A 14,340-nucleotide genomic window follows, 5' to 3' on the forward strand; every position below is an offset into this window, starting at 1 on the left:
GCTTACCTCAAGCTGATTAGATCAAGCGGGTTGATGTGGTAGTTCTGCTGCGTCACTTCAAAGGTCAGATCCGAGCCGATGCGCCCGATAATGTAGCCCTTTTTGACGTTGGAGCCGACGCGCACGGTAGGCGGGATCTGATTTAGATGCGCGTAGATCGTGTGGATGCCACCGCTGTGCTCTAGGATCACGACTTTATCGAGCACGGCGGTTTCTTTGGCAAAGACCACTTTGCCCGGCAGCACCGCCTTAACCTGCGTGTCGCCGTTGTTTGAGCCCAGCACGATATTTTCATTGAAAAGCTTGATATTATACACGGGATCGTTGTAATTGCCGAATTTTCGCTTCAAATACGCGCCGTTTAAAGGCGCTGCGGTCTTGGCTCCGCTGTATTTTTTAACGCGCGAGGACTGATAGCTCGAGCCGTACTGCTTGACTTTTTGGTTGATCTTGCTTACGCGCTCATCCGCTGGCTCGCTCACTTCGGGCTCGGGCTCAAGAGGCGGCGCAGGCTCGGGCTTGCCCGCTTTTTTGGCAGCCGCCTTTGCTTTGGCGTACTCTTTTTCGCGTGCCTGGCGCTCCTTTTGCTTCTGCGCTTCAAGCTTTGCTTGGCGTGCCGCTTCCTCCTTCTGCGCTTTGGCTTTCTCTTCGGCATCGTCGATGATCTTAAGCTCCTGCAGGGTCTTAGATATGGCGTCTTGCTCGTCGTTTATCTTCTCTAAGCGCGCGATATAGTCCTCTTTGTCCTTTTTCATCTGCGCGAGCTTCTCTTTTTGGGTGGTTAGCTTGGCGTTAAGATCGGTTTTTTTCTTGTCGTAGCCCGCCATGCTCGCCTGGATCGATTTGATCTTTTTGTTCTGCTCGTTGATAAAATTTTGATTATTTTCGTAGTCTTTGATCAGCCCCTTCAGCTCGTCGTTCATAACGACGCCGAGCCCCTCTAAAATTTCGCTAGCTACGATAGAATCGGGAGTGGTTGTGGAATTTACGTCGGTGATGAGATCAAATGATAGCTCTTGCGAGATCACGCTTATGATCTTGCTTTCTAGGTCGTTTTGCACGCTAAGAAGCATGACGTTTTGGCTATTGAGCTTCTCAAGCTCCTGCGCTTCGGCGGCGTATTGATCCTTTAGCCCTTCGATCGTTTCGCTTAGCTGTTTGATCTCGCCCTCGCGCTTTTTAAAGCCCTCCTGCTCCTTTACGATTTGGCCCGCAATCTCGTCGATCTTTTGCGAGAGCTGCATACCCTCCTTTTGCGAGCTTTTGAGTTCTTGACCCGCTTTGGCGATCTTATCTTTCGTGCTTTGCTGCTTTGCGGGCGCGGCATAAATAAGAGCCGCGGCAAGCCCCAGCGCAAGAAGCGGCGCTAAAAAAGCCCTTTTCATGCTCGTTTATTTCCGATTTGCAGCATCACAAAACTTACCGCGATTATAGATAGCGCTAAAGCCACGCCTAAAAGGATCAGCGCGTCGTAAGGCAACACTATGGCGGTGCGTAGATCGCCGATACCCTTAAGCGTGGTCGAAAACACCTCCCAAAAAGGAAGCGCTATATAAAAGCAGGTCACGATCAGCGTGGCGATGAAGGAGTCTATTATCGCCATTCGGTAGAGTTTGCCGCTTTTTATCAGAAACGACGCGCCGAAAAGCTCCATGATCTCGATGCGCTCTTTGTGTTCGTAAACCCAGATACGCATCTGGCGGTGAATTAACATCACGCCTAAAAGCACGATGAGAAACGCAAAGCCGTAAACGAGGCTTTTGATAAGTAGTAAAATTTTAAAAATTTCATCGTGGGTCTTTTTAAAAATTTCAACCCGCGTAAGCGAGCCGATAGATTTTAGATCCTGCTCGATCTTTGCAAGCTGCGCGGCGTCGGGGAAGCTTTCGAGCTTGACGCTATAAAATTTAGGCAAATTTTTACTAAGCTCGGCAAAGGCGTTTTGTGAAATTTTACCCTTCAGGCGCTCGGTGATGCCCGCTGTGGAAATTTCGCTAATCGAGCTGATTTTCGGTACCGCTTTTTGCGCGTCTTGCAGGCTGAGCGAGGTTTTGGAGACTAGCACGATGTTATATTCGTTTTGGATCGAGCGCTCGTAGCTTTTGGTTAGATTGCTCATAAAAATTCCAAACTGCACTGAAAAAAGCAGCGCGACGAGCGAAAAGATCACGCCGAAATGGGTTTTAATCGATTTCATTTACTTTAGCGTCCTTAATCTCAAAATGTCGGTGCCTAAAACGAAGCGTAGCGGGCATTTTATGCGTCACGATAACGACGCAGGCGTTCCACGACTCGCACGCAGAGCGCAGCAAATTCCAAATAATGGCGCTGGAGTAGTCGTCCAAATTTCCCGTAGGCTCGTCGCACAGCAGCAGGCGCGGATTATGCGCCATCGCGCGCGCCAAAGCCACGCGCTGCTGCTCGCCGCCGCTAAGCTCGAGCGGGTACTTACCCATCTTATGCCCGAGCTCGACGTGGCGCAGTAGCTTTTTGGCTTGGTCTTGGCAGACCTGCTGATTGTAGCCCATTATCATTAACGGAAGCATTATGTTGCGCTCGATCGTCCATTCGTTGATCAGGCGGTAGTTTTGAAAGATAATGCCGATGCGCTGGCGCAGGGTGCGCAGATCGGAGTTCGTGATGCCTTTTAGGTCGCACAGGCAGACGTTCAGCTCGCCGCCGATGATGTCGATGCCGCCGTAGAAGGACTTAAGCAGCGTGGATTTGCCGCTACCGCTCTTGCCCGTGATGATGACGAAGTCCTTCGCGCCGATGCCGAAGCTCGCGTCTTGGATGACCGCGCCCGCCTTTTCGTAGCCTAGCGTGAGGCCCGCTGCGGTGATGATGTTGTAATCGTCCGTTATCTCTGCCATTGTGAAAATATCTCCGAAATTTTTTGATGTGCCGCGTGGTTTTCGCGCGTAGGAAGCGGGCGGCGGATGAAGTAGCTCGTGCCACTTGCGTTTGCGCGGATGAAACACTGCTGCGGAAAGTCGAATGCCCCGAGCGAAAGCAGGATTAGCACGTCTTGCGGCTCGGCAGCGCACGGCTTGCTTTGCTGTTCGTTTTGCGGCTCGGCGCAACTTGGTTCGCTTTGCCATTCGTCTTGCGACTTAACGCGGCTTGGTTTGCCTTGCCATTGCTGCTCGGCACGATTTAATTTGCCTTGGTGTTCGGCTTGTAGCTCGTCATGGCTTAGCTCGCTTCGGTGACCGATTTGCGACTTGATAGGGTTTGACTTATTTTGTAATTCTGCTTGCGGTTCAGCAGCGTGGTTTAGCTCGTTTTTTAGTTCGGCTTGCAGCTTATTTTTGCAAGGCGCGGCGCTTGCTTTTTTTAGAATTTGCGTAGCGTTTGCTTCGTCTGTGTGGGTTGCATTTGATGCGGCGCTTGCTTTTGCTGTACGGGTCGCCGCGAATGAGCCATCCAAATTCGGCACATTGCTTGCATCTATTGTGCCGATCGCTGCGGGTGTAGTGCTTGCACCTGTCGCATCGATAGCCGCAAGCGCACCCTCCACACCGCTAGCATTTAGCGCGCTGCTTGTTACGATCTGCTCGCAGGCTAAAGCGCGCTTTTCGCTCGGGGCGGGGCGGCTAAATTTAGCGCTTACTGCGACGGGAACGTCGCTCGTTAAATTTACGCCGCTTGCGCTCAAGCGATCCTCGTTTAAATTTGCTCTGTCTTTTGCGTCCGCTTCATCCGCGCGGTTTGTATTCAGTGGGGCACTCGCTTTTTTTAGAATTTGCGTAGCGTTCTCGCAAGCTGAAATTTTATCGCCCGCTGCCGTAGATGAAATTTTGCCGCAGCCTGACGAAATTTCATCCATGCTTGTGCGCTTAGTTAAATTTTTTCCTCGCATTGCGTTTAAATTTATGGCTTCGGACATGCCGTCGGCGCCTGCTTCGTACGAGATAAAACCGCCATCTAGGTTTGCGCAAGGATTTGAGTTCGTTTTTGAGGTAAAATTTGAGCTACTGCCTGCATCAAAATTTACGCCGCCTGCCGCGCAAATCCCGCCTGCCTCCAAGCTTTTTTGCGCGTCAAAGTAAAAAATTTCCTCAAAATGCACGAAAAAATCCTCGCCTTTGAAGGTGAAATTTTTAAAATTTCGCGCGATTGCCGCCGCGTCAAATTTTAAAAATCCCATCTCAAACTGTTGCGGCTCGCCCCGGCCCGCGGCTTTGTTTTCATAAATCAGATCGTAGATATTTTTATCCATTTTGCGCCATCTATCCTCGTATTTGCTCGCTACGGCGGCGTCGCGGTTTTTGAAGTGCGAAATTTCGCCCGCTTTGCGCTGAACGTAGGGAGAGAGCTTTTGCATTGCGTAGAGGAAGTACTCCTCGCTGTCGGTGCGAAGCTCGAAGCGGCCGCTGCGCCCGAGCGTGCGTGCGATCTGTGAGGCGAACTCGTCACTTATGACGCGGCGGTGCGGCGCGTCATCCCACGGCACGGGGAAGTGCAAAAATACGCGCTGCAGGCAGCCCGCGGGAAGCAGGCTCAGCAAAACTCGCGCGTCGGTGGCTATGAGAGCGATGTTTTGCAGCCCCTCGCGGATCGCTAGCTTTGCGACCTGTTCGATCGCGGGCTTGTAAATTTCGATGCCGATTAGCAGCGCGTCTTGATTTGAGCGCGCTTGATGAAGCAGGTGTCTGCCCGAGCCGAAGCCGATCTCGATGAAAATTTTATTAAATTTAGAGCTTTTTACGAGGGATAAAATTTCATTCTCGTCCAAAATCAGCGGCGTTTTTTCGGTAAGTGAGCTGTCTTTGAAAGCAAACGCCTGTGATATGATCCGCCCGCAGAAGCGCTCTTTAAAAATTTCAAGCGCTCGCTGCAGATGGCCGATCTTAGCAGGCTTAGTGATCTTTTCGCCCTTTACTATCACTTTACCGCCGCTGGGCTTTAGGATGATAAAAAACTCGCTATCAAAGCTTTTGGTTCGCAGGAGCGTTAAATTTCTGCCGCGCGCCGTCTCTAAAAACTCGGTCTCGCCGAGCTTAATCGGCAGCCGCGGCAGGCTCACGCTTTGGGTTATGAAATTCGGCAAACTTTATTCTGCCTGCGCTGCGGCAATGACTGCACTAGGCTTGGACAGCTCTCCGTTTTCGGTTTTGACGGTAATGCGGTATTCATATCCTTCGCCGTAATCGATATTGTCGATATATTCAGCACTAAGTCTGCCGCGAACCTCTTTAATCGTGCTCCACGACTCGCCTCCCTTAGGACGGCGCTCTATTAGATAGGAGCTTACGCGAAGATCCGGATGCGGGCGCCAGATGATCTTAACGCGGCCCGGAAGTCCGTAGATCGCCTGCGCAAACGGCACGGACTCTAGCATCTTCGCGGTACTTGCGATAGCGACCGGAGAAGGAGCCGAAACGCCCTTAGCGCCGTATGTGCGCACGGTGTATTTATACGAAGTGCCCGGCTGCAGCCTCGTATCTACATAGTGGGTGGAGTATGGATCTGCGATGGTGGCGATCTTTTTGGCTTCGCCGCCGCTTGCGGGCGCTCGGTAAACGACAAAGCCCAGCACGGCGGCATCTGAGTCGTATCTAGGCCACTCAAGCCCGATCTCATCGTCGCTCGTGATCGTCCTAATGCCCTCTACGCGCGGCAGGCTCTCGTCGCTTGCACTAGGCGCGCTAGACATAGCGCAGCCACCCGCTAGTATCGCTAAAGTAGCGCTCAACGTTAGTCGGTAAAATTTTTTCATAAATTTCATCCTTTACCTTTTGATTTGTCGTAAAATTTAGAAATTCGCTCGGCAAGCCCGCGCATATTTTCACCTCTTTGCCGCTTCGCGGATGGATGAAATAGAGCAAATAGGCATGGAGCAAAATCCTGCTAATTTTAGCGTTTTCGCTCTTAAATCCGTATAAATGATCGCCCAAAATGTGCCGATTTATCGAGCTTAAATGCACGCGGATCTGATGCGTGCGACCCGTGAAGAGCTTCGCCGCGACGAGATTGAAGCTCTTTGGATTTATCGGCGGCAAAATTTGGTTTTGAGCGGGATTTTTAAAATTTAAAAATTTATTTTCGGCGAGACGGGCGGCTAGGGTTTGAGCTGCACTCATATCGGCGGTTAAAATTTTATCCTCGCTATCTACGTTGCCTGCGTTGCCAGTGCGGCTGCTTGGAATTTTATCTGCGTTGTCTGCGTGGTTTTTTGGAATTTTATCTACGCTTTGGATTGAAATTTTATCCGCGCTCCGCATGCAGCTATTTGAGATTTCGTCCGCGTTATCCGCGCCTGCGTAGTCGTCTAAAATTTCATCCATGCCTGCGTTCTTGCTCGCGCTCGCGTCGGTAGTTGAAATTTCATCCGTGCCGGCGGCTGGGTCTGCATTTAAAATTTCATTCCCGCGCGTGCTTGCGTCGGTGGCTAAAATTTTACTCGCATCTGCGCCTTTGCTAGCGCTTAAAATTTTATCCTCACCTGTGGATACGGCCAGAATTTTGCCCGTATCTGTGGTCGCGCCCGAAATTTTATCCGCATTACCAGTTGAAATTTTATCCATAGCGTCGCCCAAAATTTTGTCCTTAGTCGAAATTTTACTTACGCTTGCGTTCGCAGCTAAAATTTTATCGGCGGCTGAAATTTTATCCATGCCCGCAGTCGTACCATTGCCCGCGCCCGCGCCTAAAATTTCATCGCTCTTCTGGGCGGAGTTTTGAAGCTCGCTTAGTTCCGCTCCGCTTAAAATTTCATAAAACGCGCTCTTTGCGCTGCGTCCGCCGGGCACGATCCCCATTTTTAGACGGTTTGCAGGGTTGCGAGCGATCGGGCGCTCGATCACGCAGGGCTCTTTCAGCGGCAGGTTGATGAGCGCGAGGTATATCCGCCCCATGCTCTTGTCGCTTAGCTGCGCCGAGAGCGCGGCGTGCGCAGCGTTGTTTTTGGCGACGAGCAGGGCTCCGCTGGTAAGCTTATCCAGGCGGTGCACGATGCCCGCGCGAAGCTCGCCGCCGAGTGTGGAAAGCAGATAGCCGCGAGACTTGAGCCAGTCCACGAGAGTGGGCTCTTTGACGCTTGCGGCGGGGTGGACGGTAAGGCCTGCGGGCTTATTTACCACGAGCAGATCATCGTCCTCGTATAAAATTTCAACGTCGAAGTTTAGCTTCTCTGCGCTCATTTGCTGCGGCGCGGGCGCGGGGTAGTCGATACGCACGAGCTCGCCCGCAGATAGCTTGTAGCCGGGCTTAGTTTGCACGGCTCCGTTCACTCTGACTGCCGCGGATTTGATCAGGCTTGATATTTGATTGCGCGAAATTCCAAGCTGCGAGCTTAAAAAAACGTCGAGTCTTTCGCTGCATTGTGCTATTAGATTATCCAAATTTATACCTTTTTTGGCTATTCTTACGTCAAAATTTTAATAGGATTAAGCGTTGTTTAAAATTGACAAAAAGATTTTAGCATATTTTGATTTCATTCAACCTTTTTTGATCGTGCCGATAGTGGTTTTTTCATACGTTTTAATAAGCGAGGCAAACGACGTGCTGTCCTCGAAGCAGGTGGTTTATTTCGGCGTAGGATTTGCCGTTTTTACTCTATTTTTTCTCTTTCCGATACGCAAATTTTTATATCTCATACCGATATTTTATTGGATCAATATCATATCGCTGCTCAGCGTCGATTTTTTCGGCGTTAGTAAGCTAGGAGCTAGGCGCTGGCTGGAGATCCCTTTCGTGCATTTTACGCTGCAGCCCAGCGAGGTGATGAAACCCGCGTTTATCCTGATGCTGATGTATCTGATACACAAAAATCCGCCGCCGAAAAACGGCTACGGGCTCAAGGATTTTTTGCGCCTTAGCTTTTACATACTTCTGCCTTTCGTTCTGATCGCGAAAGAGCCCGATCTAGGCACCGCCGCGATACTTTTTTTGACGGGATTTGCGATCCTTTTCATCATCGGCGTGGATAAAAAAATTTGGCTCACGCTCATCATCGTTTTTGTGGCCAGCTCGCCGATTTTGTACGAAAACATGCACGATTATCAGAAAAAGCGCATCGCCGATTTCATAAGCGAGGAGCCCAATTACCAGGTCAAGCAGGCGATCATCGCTATCGGAAACGGCGGTATCTACGGCAAGGATAGGGATGAAGCGACGCAGACGCACTTTAAATTCTTGCCGATTGCGACGAGCGATTTTATCTTCGCTTACACGATCGAGCGCTTCGGCTTCGTGGGGGCTGCCGCGCTGATTGCGTTGTATGCGCTGCTGATACTGCATCTGCTGAGCCTAAACTACGATTTTAAAAGCGATTATCTGATACGGGTCTTTACGAGCGCGCTTGCCTCGCTCATCTTCATCTACGCGGGCGTCAATATCTCGATGGTGGTGGGTTTCGCGCCCGTCGTGGGCGTGCCGCTGCCGTTTTTCAGCTATGGCGGCAGCAGCTTCATCACCTTTATGATCCTTTTTGGAATTTTGCAAAATTTGCTGACGTTTAGGATGAAGGATAACTACAAAACCTACAAGATCAGGATGTAAATTTAGCGCCGCGCGAGCAGGGCAAATCGCTTAAAAACCGCGTGGAGCTCGGTTCTTCGCTTCGGCGGCGAAATTTTAAGCGGGGCACTAAATTTTAAAACTCGCTATAAAATCACGCCGATACCGAGCGTAAAAACCACTGCGAAAAGAGCGTATGTAAAGGCAAATTCCAAAGTTTGCGAATTAAAAAATCCGTAGTATAAAACGCTCGTGAAAAATCCGCCTACGAAAGCCACGGCAAAGATCCCGATCCGCGCCGCGACGGGCTTTGCGCCGCAAAATTTGTATAGGTAAAAAACCCCGCAGAAGCTGATCGCAAACCAGATCATCGCAGGCACCGGTCCGCTTAGGCCTATCATGCCGAAAAGATTGGCTAAATTTAAAAGCAGCAAAAATATTACCGCAAGCGCGATCAGTGCGGATCTAATCATCTATCGCGCCTTACGTCGTCTGCGGAATTTTCGTTCGAATCTAGCTTGAAATTTTCGCCGCCCTGATTGAAATTTTGCGAGGAATTTTCATCCGCGCCACCATTTGAAATTTTAAAATTTTCGTCGGAATTTTCACCGGCGCCGCTCGCGAAATTTTCACCGAGATCGCCACTGGAGTTTAAAATTTCATCCTCGCTTTGAGAATTTGAAATTTCGCCGCTTTCTTTGGAATTTTCGCTCTCGCCCCCATCTAAATCTTTAGAGCCTTCGTCCACAGAATTTTTATAAGCTTTATTTGAAAATCTTTTATGCCTGATCTGCAGATAAAAGACGAAGGCGACGAACGCCACCGCCGTGATCGCGATGTAGTAGCGGTTCTCGAAGAGCAGTACGCCCTCTACCAGCCCCGAAAACAGCGCCAGCAGCGAGGCAGTAAGAAACGGAAAGCGCACTACGTCTTTTTCGCCGATCGCTAAGGCGATGAGCGCGACGCCGAAGATCGTGGCGTTTAGCAGCGCGCCTAGGATTTTGATTTCGGCGAAAAGATTTGGATTTACGCGCGAAGTAACATAAAGCGCGAGCGCAACGGCTGCGAAAAGCAGGATCAAAAATACAATTTTTTTCATTTTGGACCTTTTAAATTTTATCTTTAAATTTACGATTCAGCCGCGTCCCTTCATACGCATAGAGCGCAGGCATCGGCACGCTGTAACTGCCGCGTTCGCAGCATTACGCAAATATCGTGCGCTCTGCGAACATGGTGCGAAATTTCAGGACGCCGTTAAGCGCGGCTAGAGCGATACACATACTCATGACTTAATGCGCAATCCTAATTGCGCGGATGCGGTTTGAAACACGACTTGCGTTAGCGCGACAAAATCGCTATTTTCGCGCGATTTAAATGCGATTTTGTCGGTAAATTTTACTGCCAGCCGCACTCTGCTGCGTAGAGCAGCGCCAAGTCCGTGCTTTAAAATTTTATGCCGAGCCGCGTTAAAATTCCGCGCCTAAGCTGTATATATCCCTAGCTCGTGGCGCCGTAAGACGCTCTGTAACATTTACCGCCCGTAGTAAATATTTGGCATGCGGGCGGATTTTGCATGCAAGCACCGCACGTTTTGCTTTAAATTTAGCGCGGCGGGCTTTAAAATTTTAAATTTACCGCCTTCGCGCTGTGTTTATCGCAAGATCTGTGCCGCTCACCAAACTTATATCCGCGGAGCAAATCTCGCGCCGAAATAAAATTTCATCCTGCTCTCAGAAAGCGCAGCGCATAAAATTCCGTCACTTGTTTTTCTGAAAGTACGCGTCCACGCCGTTTGCGATGCCTTGGGCAATGCGATCTTGATAGGCGCTTTTGCCTAAATTTTTACCCTCCTGTGGGTGCGTGATGTAGCCCATCTCCACGAGCACCGCGGGCATCGTAGCGCCCACCAACACCCAAAATGGCGCCTCGCGCACGCCGCCGTCTCTGCTTGAGAAGCTCTTTTTGACCGAGCTTAGCATATAGCTTTGAATGTCGATGGCAAGCTTGTTTGAGGATATTATCTTCTCGCGATTTAAAAAATTTAGGAAGGTCTGCTTCGAGAAGGTGTTCATATCCTCCAAATCGCCCCTGTTTTCGAGTGCGGCGGCGTTTTTACTGCGCTCGCTTCTAGCCGGGCTTAAGAAAAATGTCTCCACGCCACTCATTTTAAGTGCTGAGCTAGCGTTAGGAGCGGCATTTGCGTGGATCGAAATGAACATATCGGCGTTTTTTTTAGCGGCGAAAGCGGTGCGCGACCTTAAATTTATAAATACGTCGGTGCTGCGCGTATAAAGCACCCTATAGCCGCGTTTTTGAAGCAGCGCGCCGAGCTTTTTGGATGTGGCTAGCACGACGTTTTTTTCCTTCAGCCCGTTTCCGACCGCGCCCGAATCGCTGCCGCCGTGACCCGGATCGATTACGATGAGCTTGCCCTTGGTGGATTTGTAAATTTTACCGGCGGCCACGGAGACCGATTTGGCGCCTTGAGATTCATCTATCGTGCTGATTTGCGACTCGCTATCTTGCTCTCGTCCGCGCTTGTGCCCTGATTTTTGATCCTTGTTTTTTTCTGCGCGCGCGGATTTTGCGGCTTTTAAGCCTTCGGCCGTACTTAAAATCATCATATTGCCGTTAATTTCTACGTTTGCGTTGAATTCTTTCGGATCACTAAGTACGATGCGTACGGTCTTGTCGTTGTATTGCGAGACGCGTACATCGCTAACAAAGCTATCTTTAAGCCGCGTTTTTTGCGATTTTTGCCGTGCGCTAAAATCAATCACGAAGCGAAAATTATCGCTACTTGCGATCGTAAAATCTTTATAATCGCCGCGCTTTAGATCGCGGTTAAACTCAAGTACGATCTCATCCGCATCGCCGCGCAGCGATGCTAAAGCGAGTTTGGCATCGGGGGCGGATTTTTTTACGCTGCTTTTGCGAAGCTCAGAATCTAATCGCTCAGTCGCAGCGCTACCTGCGGAATTCTGCGCTTGTAAGGAGTCATCGGCTCCTGCGGGATTTTCGTTTGAATCATAAGACTTTGTATCGTCCGTAGAGTTTTTTGCGTCGTCTGCATCGTGAGGTCTAGTAGAGCGTAAGAATTCTAGATCCTCGCTAGATAGCGAGCTTAGATCGGCTTTTTCTGGGGCGCGCGTCTTTTTGAGATTTTTGGAAGTGGAATTTTTTGAATCCTTAGAATTTTTAGAGGCGGAGGCTTTGGGGCTATGCGCTAAATTTGAAGCGTTTTTCTCGTCCGAGCTTTTGGAATTTTTTGCGTTTTCATCTTTGAGTTTTTTAGAATTCGTGCTGCTATCGCTTACTTTGCCCTGTAATTTGGCTAGCGCAGATTCATAAGGCGAGGAGTCAAGCCCTAAATTTTTCGAGCTATAAACCAGCCTCTTTAGTGCTTTTATGCGGACCTCTTTATCGGACGCGCCTTGGTAGAGCGATTTTAGCTCCTTGTGCAGCGAGCGCTTGTAATTCGGCGTCGCTACGATGAAATCCTTGTCGAATTTCGCAAAAAACGCCTCGCTGGAAGCTCCAAACGCCAATACGCAGCTAAAAGCCGCGATTAGAAAAATTTTAACTATCTTCGCCATTTACAAGTTTTTCTATCAATTCCTTCACGGATATTATCTCGTTTAATCGCCATCCGTTCGCGCCGGTAAAAAACAGACCGCTTTGTGTTTTGCCCAGATATGCGTCGCTTAGGCGGTCTGCGATGCAGTATCCTACGGCGTTAGCGCCCTTGCCGCGCTCGCATGGGCTTACGCAGTTGCTGATACAGCGGATTTTGGGCGCCGTGCCTGCGGCGATCATATCTTGCAGATTGGTATGAATTCCTCGCGCAGGGTAGCCTACGGGCGATTTTAGAAGCTTTATATCCTCTTTTTTGGCGTTAAGAAGTACCTGCTTAAATTCCTCCGCGGCATCGCATTCAAAGGTGCCGATGAAGCGCGTGCCCATCTGTACGCCGTCCGCACCCAAAGATTTCACGCGATCGATGTCGGTTTTATCCCAAATTCCGCCTGCGACAAATAGCGGGAAGCTGCCCCATTGCGCAATTTCCGCTTTTACTTGCGGGATTAGATTATCCAGCGCAAACGCCGGATCGCCACACTGCTCGTAGGTAAAACCTTGATGTCCGCCGCTAAGAGGACCTTCGAGCACTACGGCGTCTGGGATGCGGTCATAGCGCTGCTTCCAACGCTTGGCGATGATCTTAAGAGCCTTGGCGGAGGAGACGATGGGCACGAGCGCGACGTTCGGGAAATCTGCCGTAAATTCCGGCAGATTGGTAGGAAGTCCCGCGCCGCTTATGATGATGTCGATACCCGCCTCGCACGAATCCCTTACGATGCGCTCGTAGTCGTTCGCCGCGCACATTACATTCATCCCCAAAGGCGCATTTCCGCAAATTTTACGGGCGTTTTGTACGATGGTTAAAAGCGCCTCTTTGCTATAAAAATTCTCGCTTTGATAGGGTCTACCCTCGAGCGATTTTTTGGCAAATTTAAGATTTTCGTAGTATCCGGTGCCGACCGAGCTAATGACGCCTAGACAGCCGTTTAGGCTGACATTGCCGGCGAGGTTATCCCAACTGATGCCAAGTCCCATGCCGCCTTGAATTATCGGGTGTGCAATCTCGTGTTTGCCTATCTTTATACTCATTAATCTACCTTTAATCTGGCGAATTTTTTCTTTCCTACTTGAAGCGTGTATTCGCCCGAGCTAAGCTGAAGCTGCTCATCTAAAATTTTATTTTGATCGATACTGACGGCGTTTGATTTTATCAGCCTGCGCGCATCCGAGCTAGAGACGGCAAGCTTGCAGCTGATGAGCGCCTTTACGATCCATGCAGGCGAGCTTACGTGGTACTCCTTGATCTCGCTAGGAAGCTCGCCGGCACCGTGGACGCGGTCAAATTCCTGCTTGGCTTCAAAGGCGGTATTTTCGTCATAAAATTGCGTGACGATCTCGGAGGCAAGCTCCTCCTTAACCGCCTTAGGATGGATCGAGCCATCCGCCACAAAGCCTTTTATTAGCTCAATATCTTCGCTGCTCTTTTGGCTTAGTAGATTATACCAATCCCACATTAACGCATCGCTGATACTCATTACCTTGCCGTACATATCATGAGGCGTATCGGTTACGCCAATATAGTTACCAAGGCTCTTGCTCATCTTATTCGTGCCGTCGGTACCTACCAAAAGCGGCATCATCACGACACTTTGTTCTTTGCCGACATCATAAATTCTTTGCAGCTGGCGACCCATTAAAAGATTAAATTTCTGATCGGTGCCACCGAATTCTATATCGCATCTCATGCAGACGCTGTCGTATCCCTGCAGTAGCGGGTACATAAACTCGCTGATGCTGATCGGCTGCTCGGCCTTGTAGCGTTTCTCAAAATCGTCGCGCTCAAGCATGCGAGCGACGTTAAAGGTGCTGGATAGCTCGATCATTCCGCTGGCGCCCAAGCGGTTGGTCCATTCGGAATTAAACATCACTTTGGTTTTAGCGGGATTTAGAATTTTAAAGACCTGCTGCTCGTAGGTTTTGGCGTTTTGAAGCACAACTTCGCGCGCTAGCTTTTTACGAGTCTCGCTCTTGCCCGTAGGATCGCCGATTTGAGCGGTAAAATCGCCGATTAGAAACTGCACGATCGCGCCGTGGTTTTGCAAAAATGCAAGCTTATTTAGCACGACGGCGTGTCCTAGGTGCAGATCCGCAGCAGTGGGATCCATGCCGATTTTGACGTAAAAGACCTCGCCGCTGTCGTAATAGCGCCTAATCAGCGCCTCGATCTGCTCTTCGCCGATGATCTCCGCGACGCCGCGCTTAAAATTTTCCATAATGCCTTGAATGTCAGCCATTTGC

General features: G+C 50.0%; 11 protein-coding genes and 2 pseudogenes. 1 reads left to right on the top strand and 12 read right to left on the bottom strand.

Translation table 11 applies throughout. From position 1 onward, the window contains the following. Nucleotides 1-2: 2 nt before the first annotated feature. From QZ176_RS07160 to QZ176_RS07190, 7 genes and pseudogenes are all read right to left on the bottom strand, one after another. The gene (locus QZ176_RS07160; RefSeq protein ID WP_295152365.1) at nucleotides 3-1,385 is read right to left on the bottom strand and encodes a peptidoglycan DD-metalloendopeptidase family protein; all 1,383 of its coding nucleotides are present in this window, start codon (nucleotides 1,383-1,385) and stop codon (nucleotides 3-5) included. Then, nucleotides 1,382-2,197 (bottom strand): hypothetical protein, encoded by an 816-nt coding sequence (locus QZ176_RS07165; RefSeq protein ID WP_295152367.1) that lies wholly within the window; start codon nucleotides 2,195-2,197, stop codon nucleotides 1,382-1,384. The genes QZ176_RS07160 and QZ176_RS07165 overlap by 4 nt, the downstream gene beginning before the upstream one ends. After that, nucleotides 2,184-2,873 (bottom strand): ATP-binding cassette domain-containing protein, encoded by a 690-nt coding sequence (locus tag QZ176_RS07170; RefSeq protein WP_295152369.1) that lies wholly within the window; start codon nucleotides 2,871-2,873, stop codon nucleotides 2,184-2,186. Before QZ176_RS07170 ends, QZ176_RS07165 begins: the two co-directional genes overlap by 14 nt. Further along, nucleotides 2,861-5,053 (bottom strand): tRNA (guanosine(46)-N7)-methyltransferase TrmB, encoded by a 2,193-nt coding sequence (gene trmB, locus QZ176_RS07175; RefSeq protein ID WP_295152371.1) that lies wholly within the window; start codon nucleotides 5,051-5,053, stop codon nucleotides 2,861-2,863. The genes QZ176_RS07170 and trmB overlap by 13 nt, the downstream gene beginning before the upstream one ends. Nucleotides 5,054-5,056: 3 nt before the next feature. After that, complete coding sequence (locus tag QZ176_RS07180) at nucleotides 5,057-5,722, bottom strand: fibronectin type III domain-containing protein (protein WP_295152373.1); 666 nt, start codon at nucleotides 5,720-5,722, stop codon at nucleotides 5,057-5,059. Then, a pseudogene (locus QZ176_RS07185) lies at nucleotides 5,652-5,978 on the bottom strand (RluA family pseudouridine synthase); the annotation flags it as partial. The pseudogene QZ176_RS07185 and the gene QZ176_RS07180, both read right to left, overlap by 71 nt. Nucleotides 5,979-6,716: 738 nt before the next feature. Continuing rightward, nucleotides 6,717-7,346: pseudogene (locus QZ176_RS07190) on the bottom strand (RluA family pseudouridine synthase); the annotation flags it as partial. Nucleotides 7,347-7,398: 52 nt separating this feature from the next. Between QZ176_RS07190 and QZ176_RS07195 the strand changes: the two are divergent. Further along, the gene (locus QZ176_RS07195) at nucleotides 7,399-8,505 is read left to right on the top strand and encodes an FtsW/RodA/SpoVE family cell cycle protein (RefSeq protein WP_295152375.1); all 1,107 of its coding nucleotides are present in this window, start codon (nucleotides 7,399-7,401) and stop codon (nucleotides 8,503-8,505) included. Between the two features lie 104 nt (nucleotides 8,506-8,609). On the opposite strand, the gene QZ176_RS07200 is transcribed toward QZ176_RS07195, so the two are convergent. The 5 genes from QZ176_RS07200 to tyrS form a co-directional block, all read right to left on the bottom strand. Further along, a complete protein-coding gene (locus QZ176_RS07200) occupies nucleotides 8,610-8,936 on the bottom strand; it encodes a hypothetical protein (RefSeq protein ID WP_295152377.1) in 327 nt (108 codons plus the stop codon). Continuing rightward, nucleotides 8,933-9,562 carry a hypothetical protein gene (locus QZ176_RS07205; protein WP_295152378.1) on the bottom strand — a complete coding sequence of 210 codons (630 nt, stop codon included), beginning with the start codon at nucleotides 9,560-9,562 and terminating at the stop codon, nucleotides 8,933-8,935. The genes QZ176_RS07200 and QZ176_RS07205 overlap by 4 nt, the downstream gene beginning before the upstream one ends. A 658-nt stretch (nucleotides 9,563-10,220) precedes the next feature. Beyond that, complete coding sequence (locus QZ176_RS07210) at nucleotides 10,221-12,059, bottom strand: N-acetylmuramoyl-L-alanine amidase (protein WP_295152380.1); 1,839 nt, start codon at nucleotides 12,057-12,059, stop codon at nucleotides 10,221-10,223. After that, on the bottom strand, nucleotides 12,043-13,131 hold the full coding sequence (locus tag QZ176_RS07215; RefSeq protein ID WP_295152382.1) for a nitronate monooxygenase: 1,089 nt from the start codon (nucleotides 13,129-13,131) through the stop codon (nucleotides 12,043-12,045). Before QZ176_RS07215 ends, QZ176_RS07210 begins: the two co-directional genes overlap by 17 nt. After that, nucleotides 13,131-14,336: a tyrosine--tRNA ligase gene (gene tyrS, locus QZ176_RS07220; RefSeq protein WP_295152384.1), complete on the bottom strand. Its 1,206-nt coding sequence runs from the start codon at nucleotides 14,334-14,336 to the stop codon at nucleotides 13,131-13,133. The genes QZ176_RS07215 and tyrS overlap by 1 nt, the downstream gene beginning before the upstream one ends. Nucleotides 14,337-14,340: the final 4 nt, after the last annotated feature.

This window comes from uncultured Campylobacter sp., from assembly GCF_905373215.1.
Lineage (GTDB): Bacteria > Campylobacterota > Campylobacteria > Campylobacterales > Campylobacteraceae > Campylobacter_B.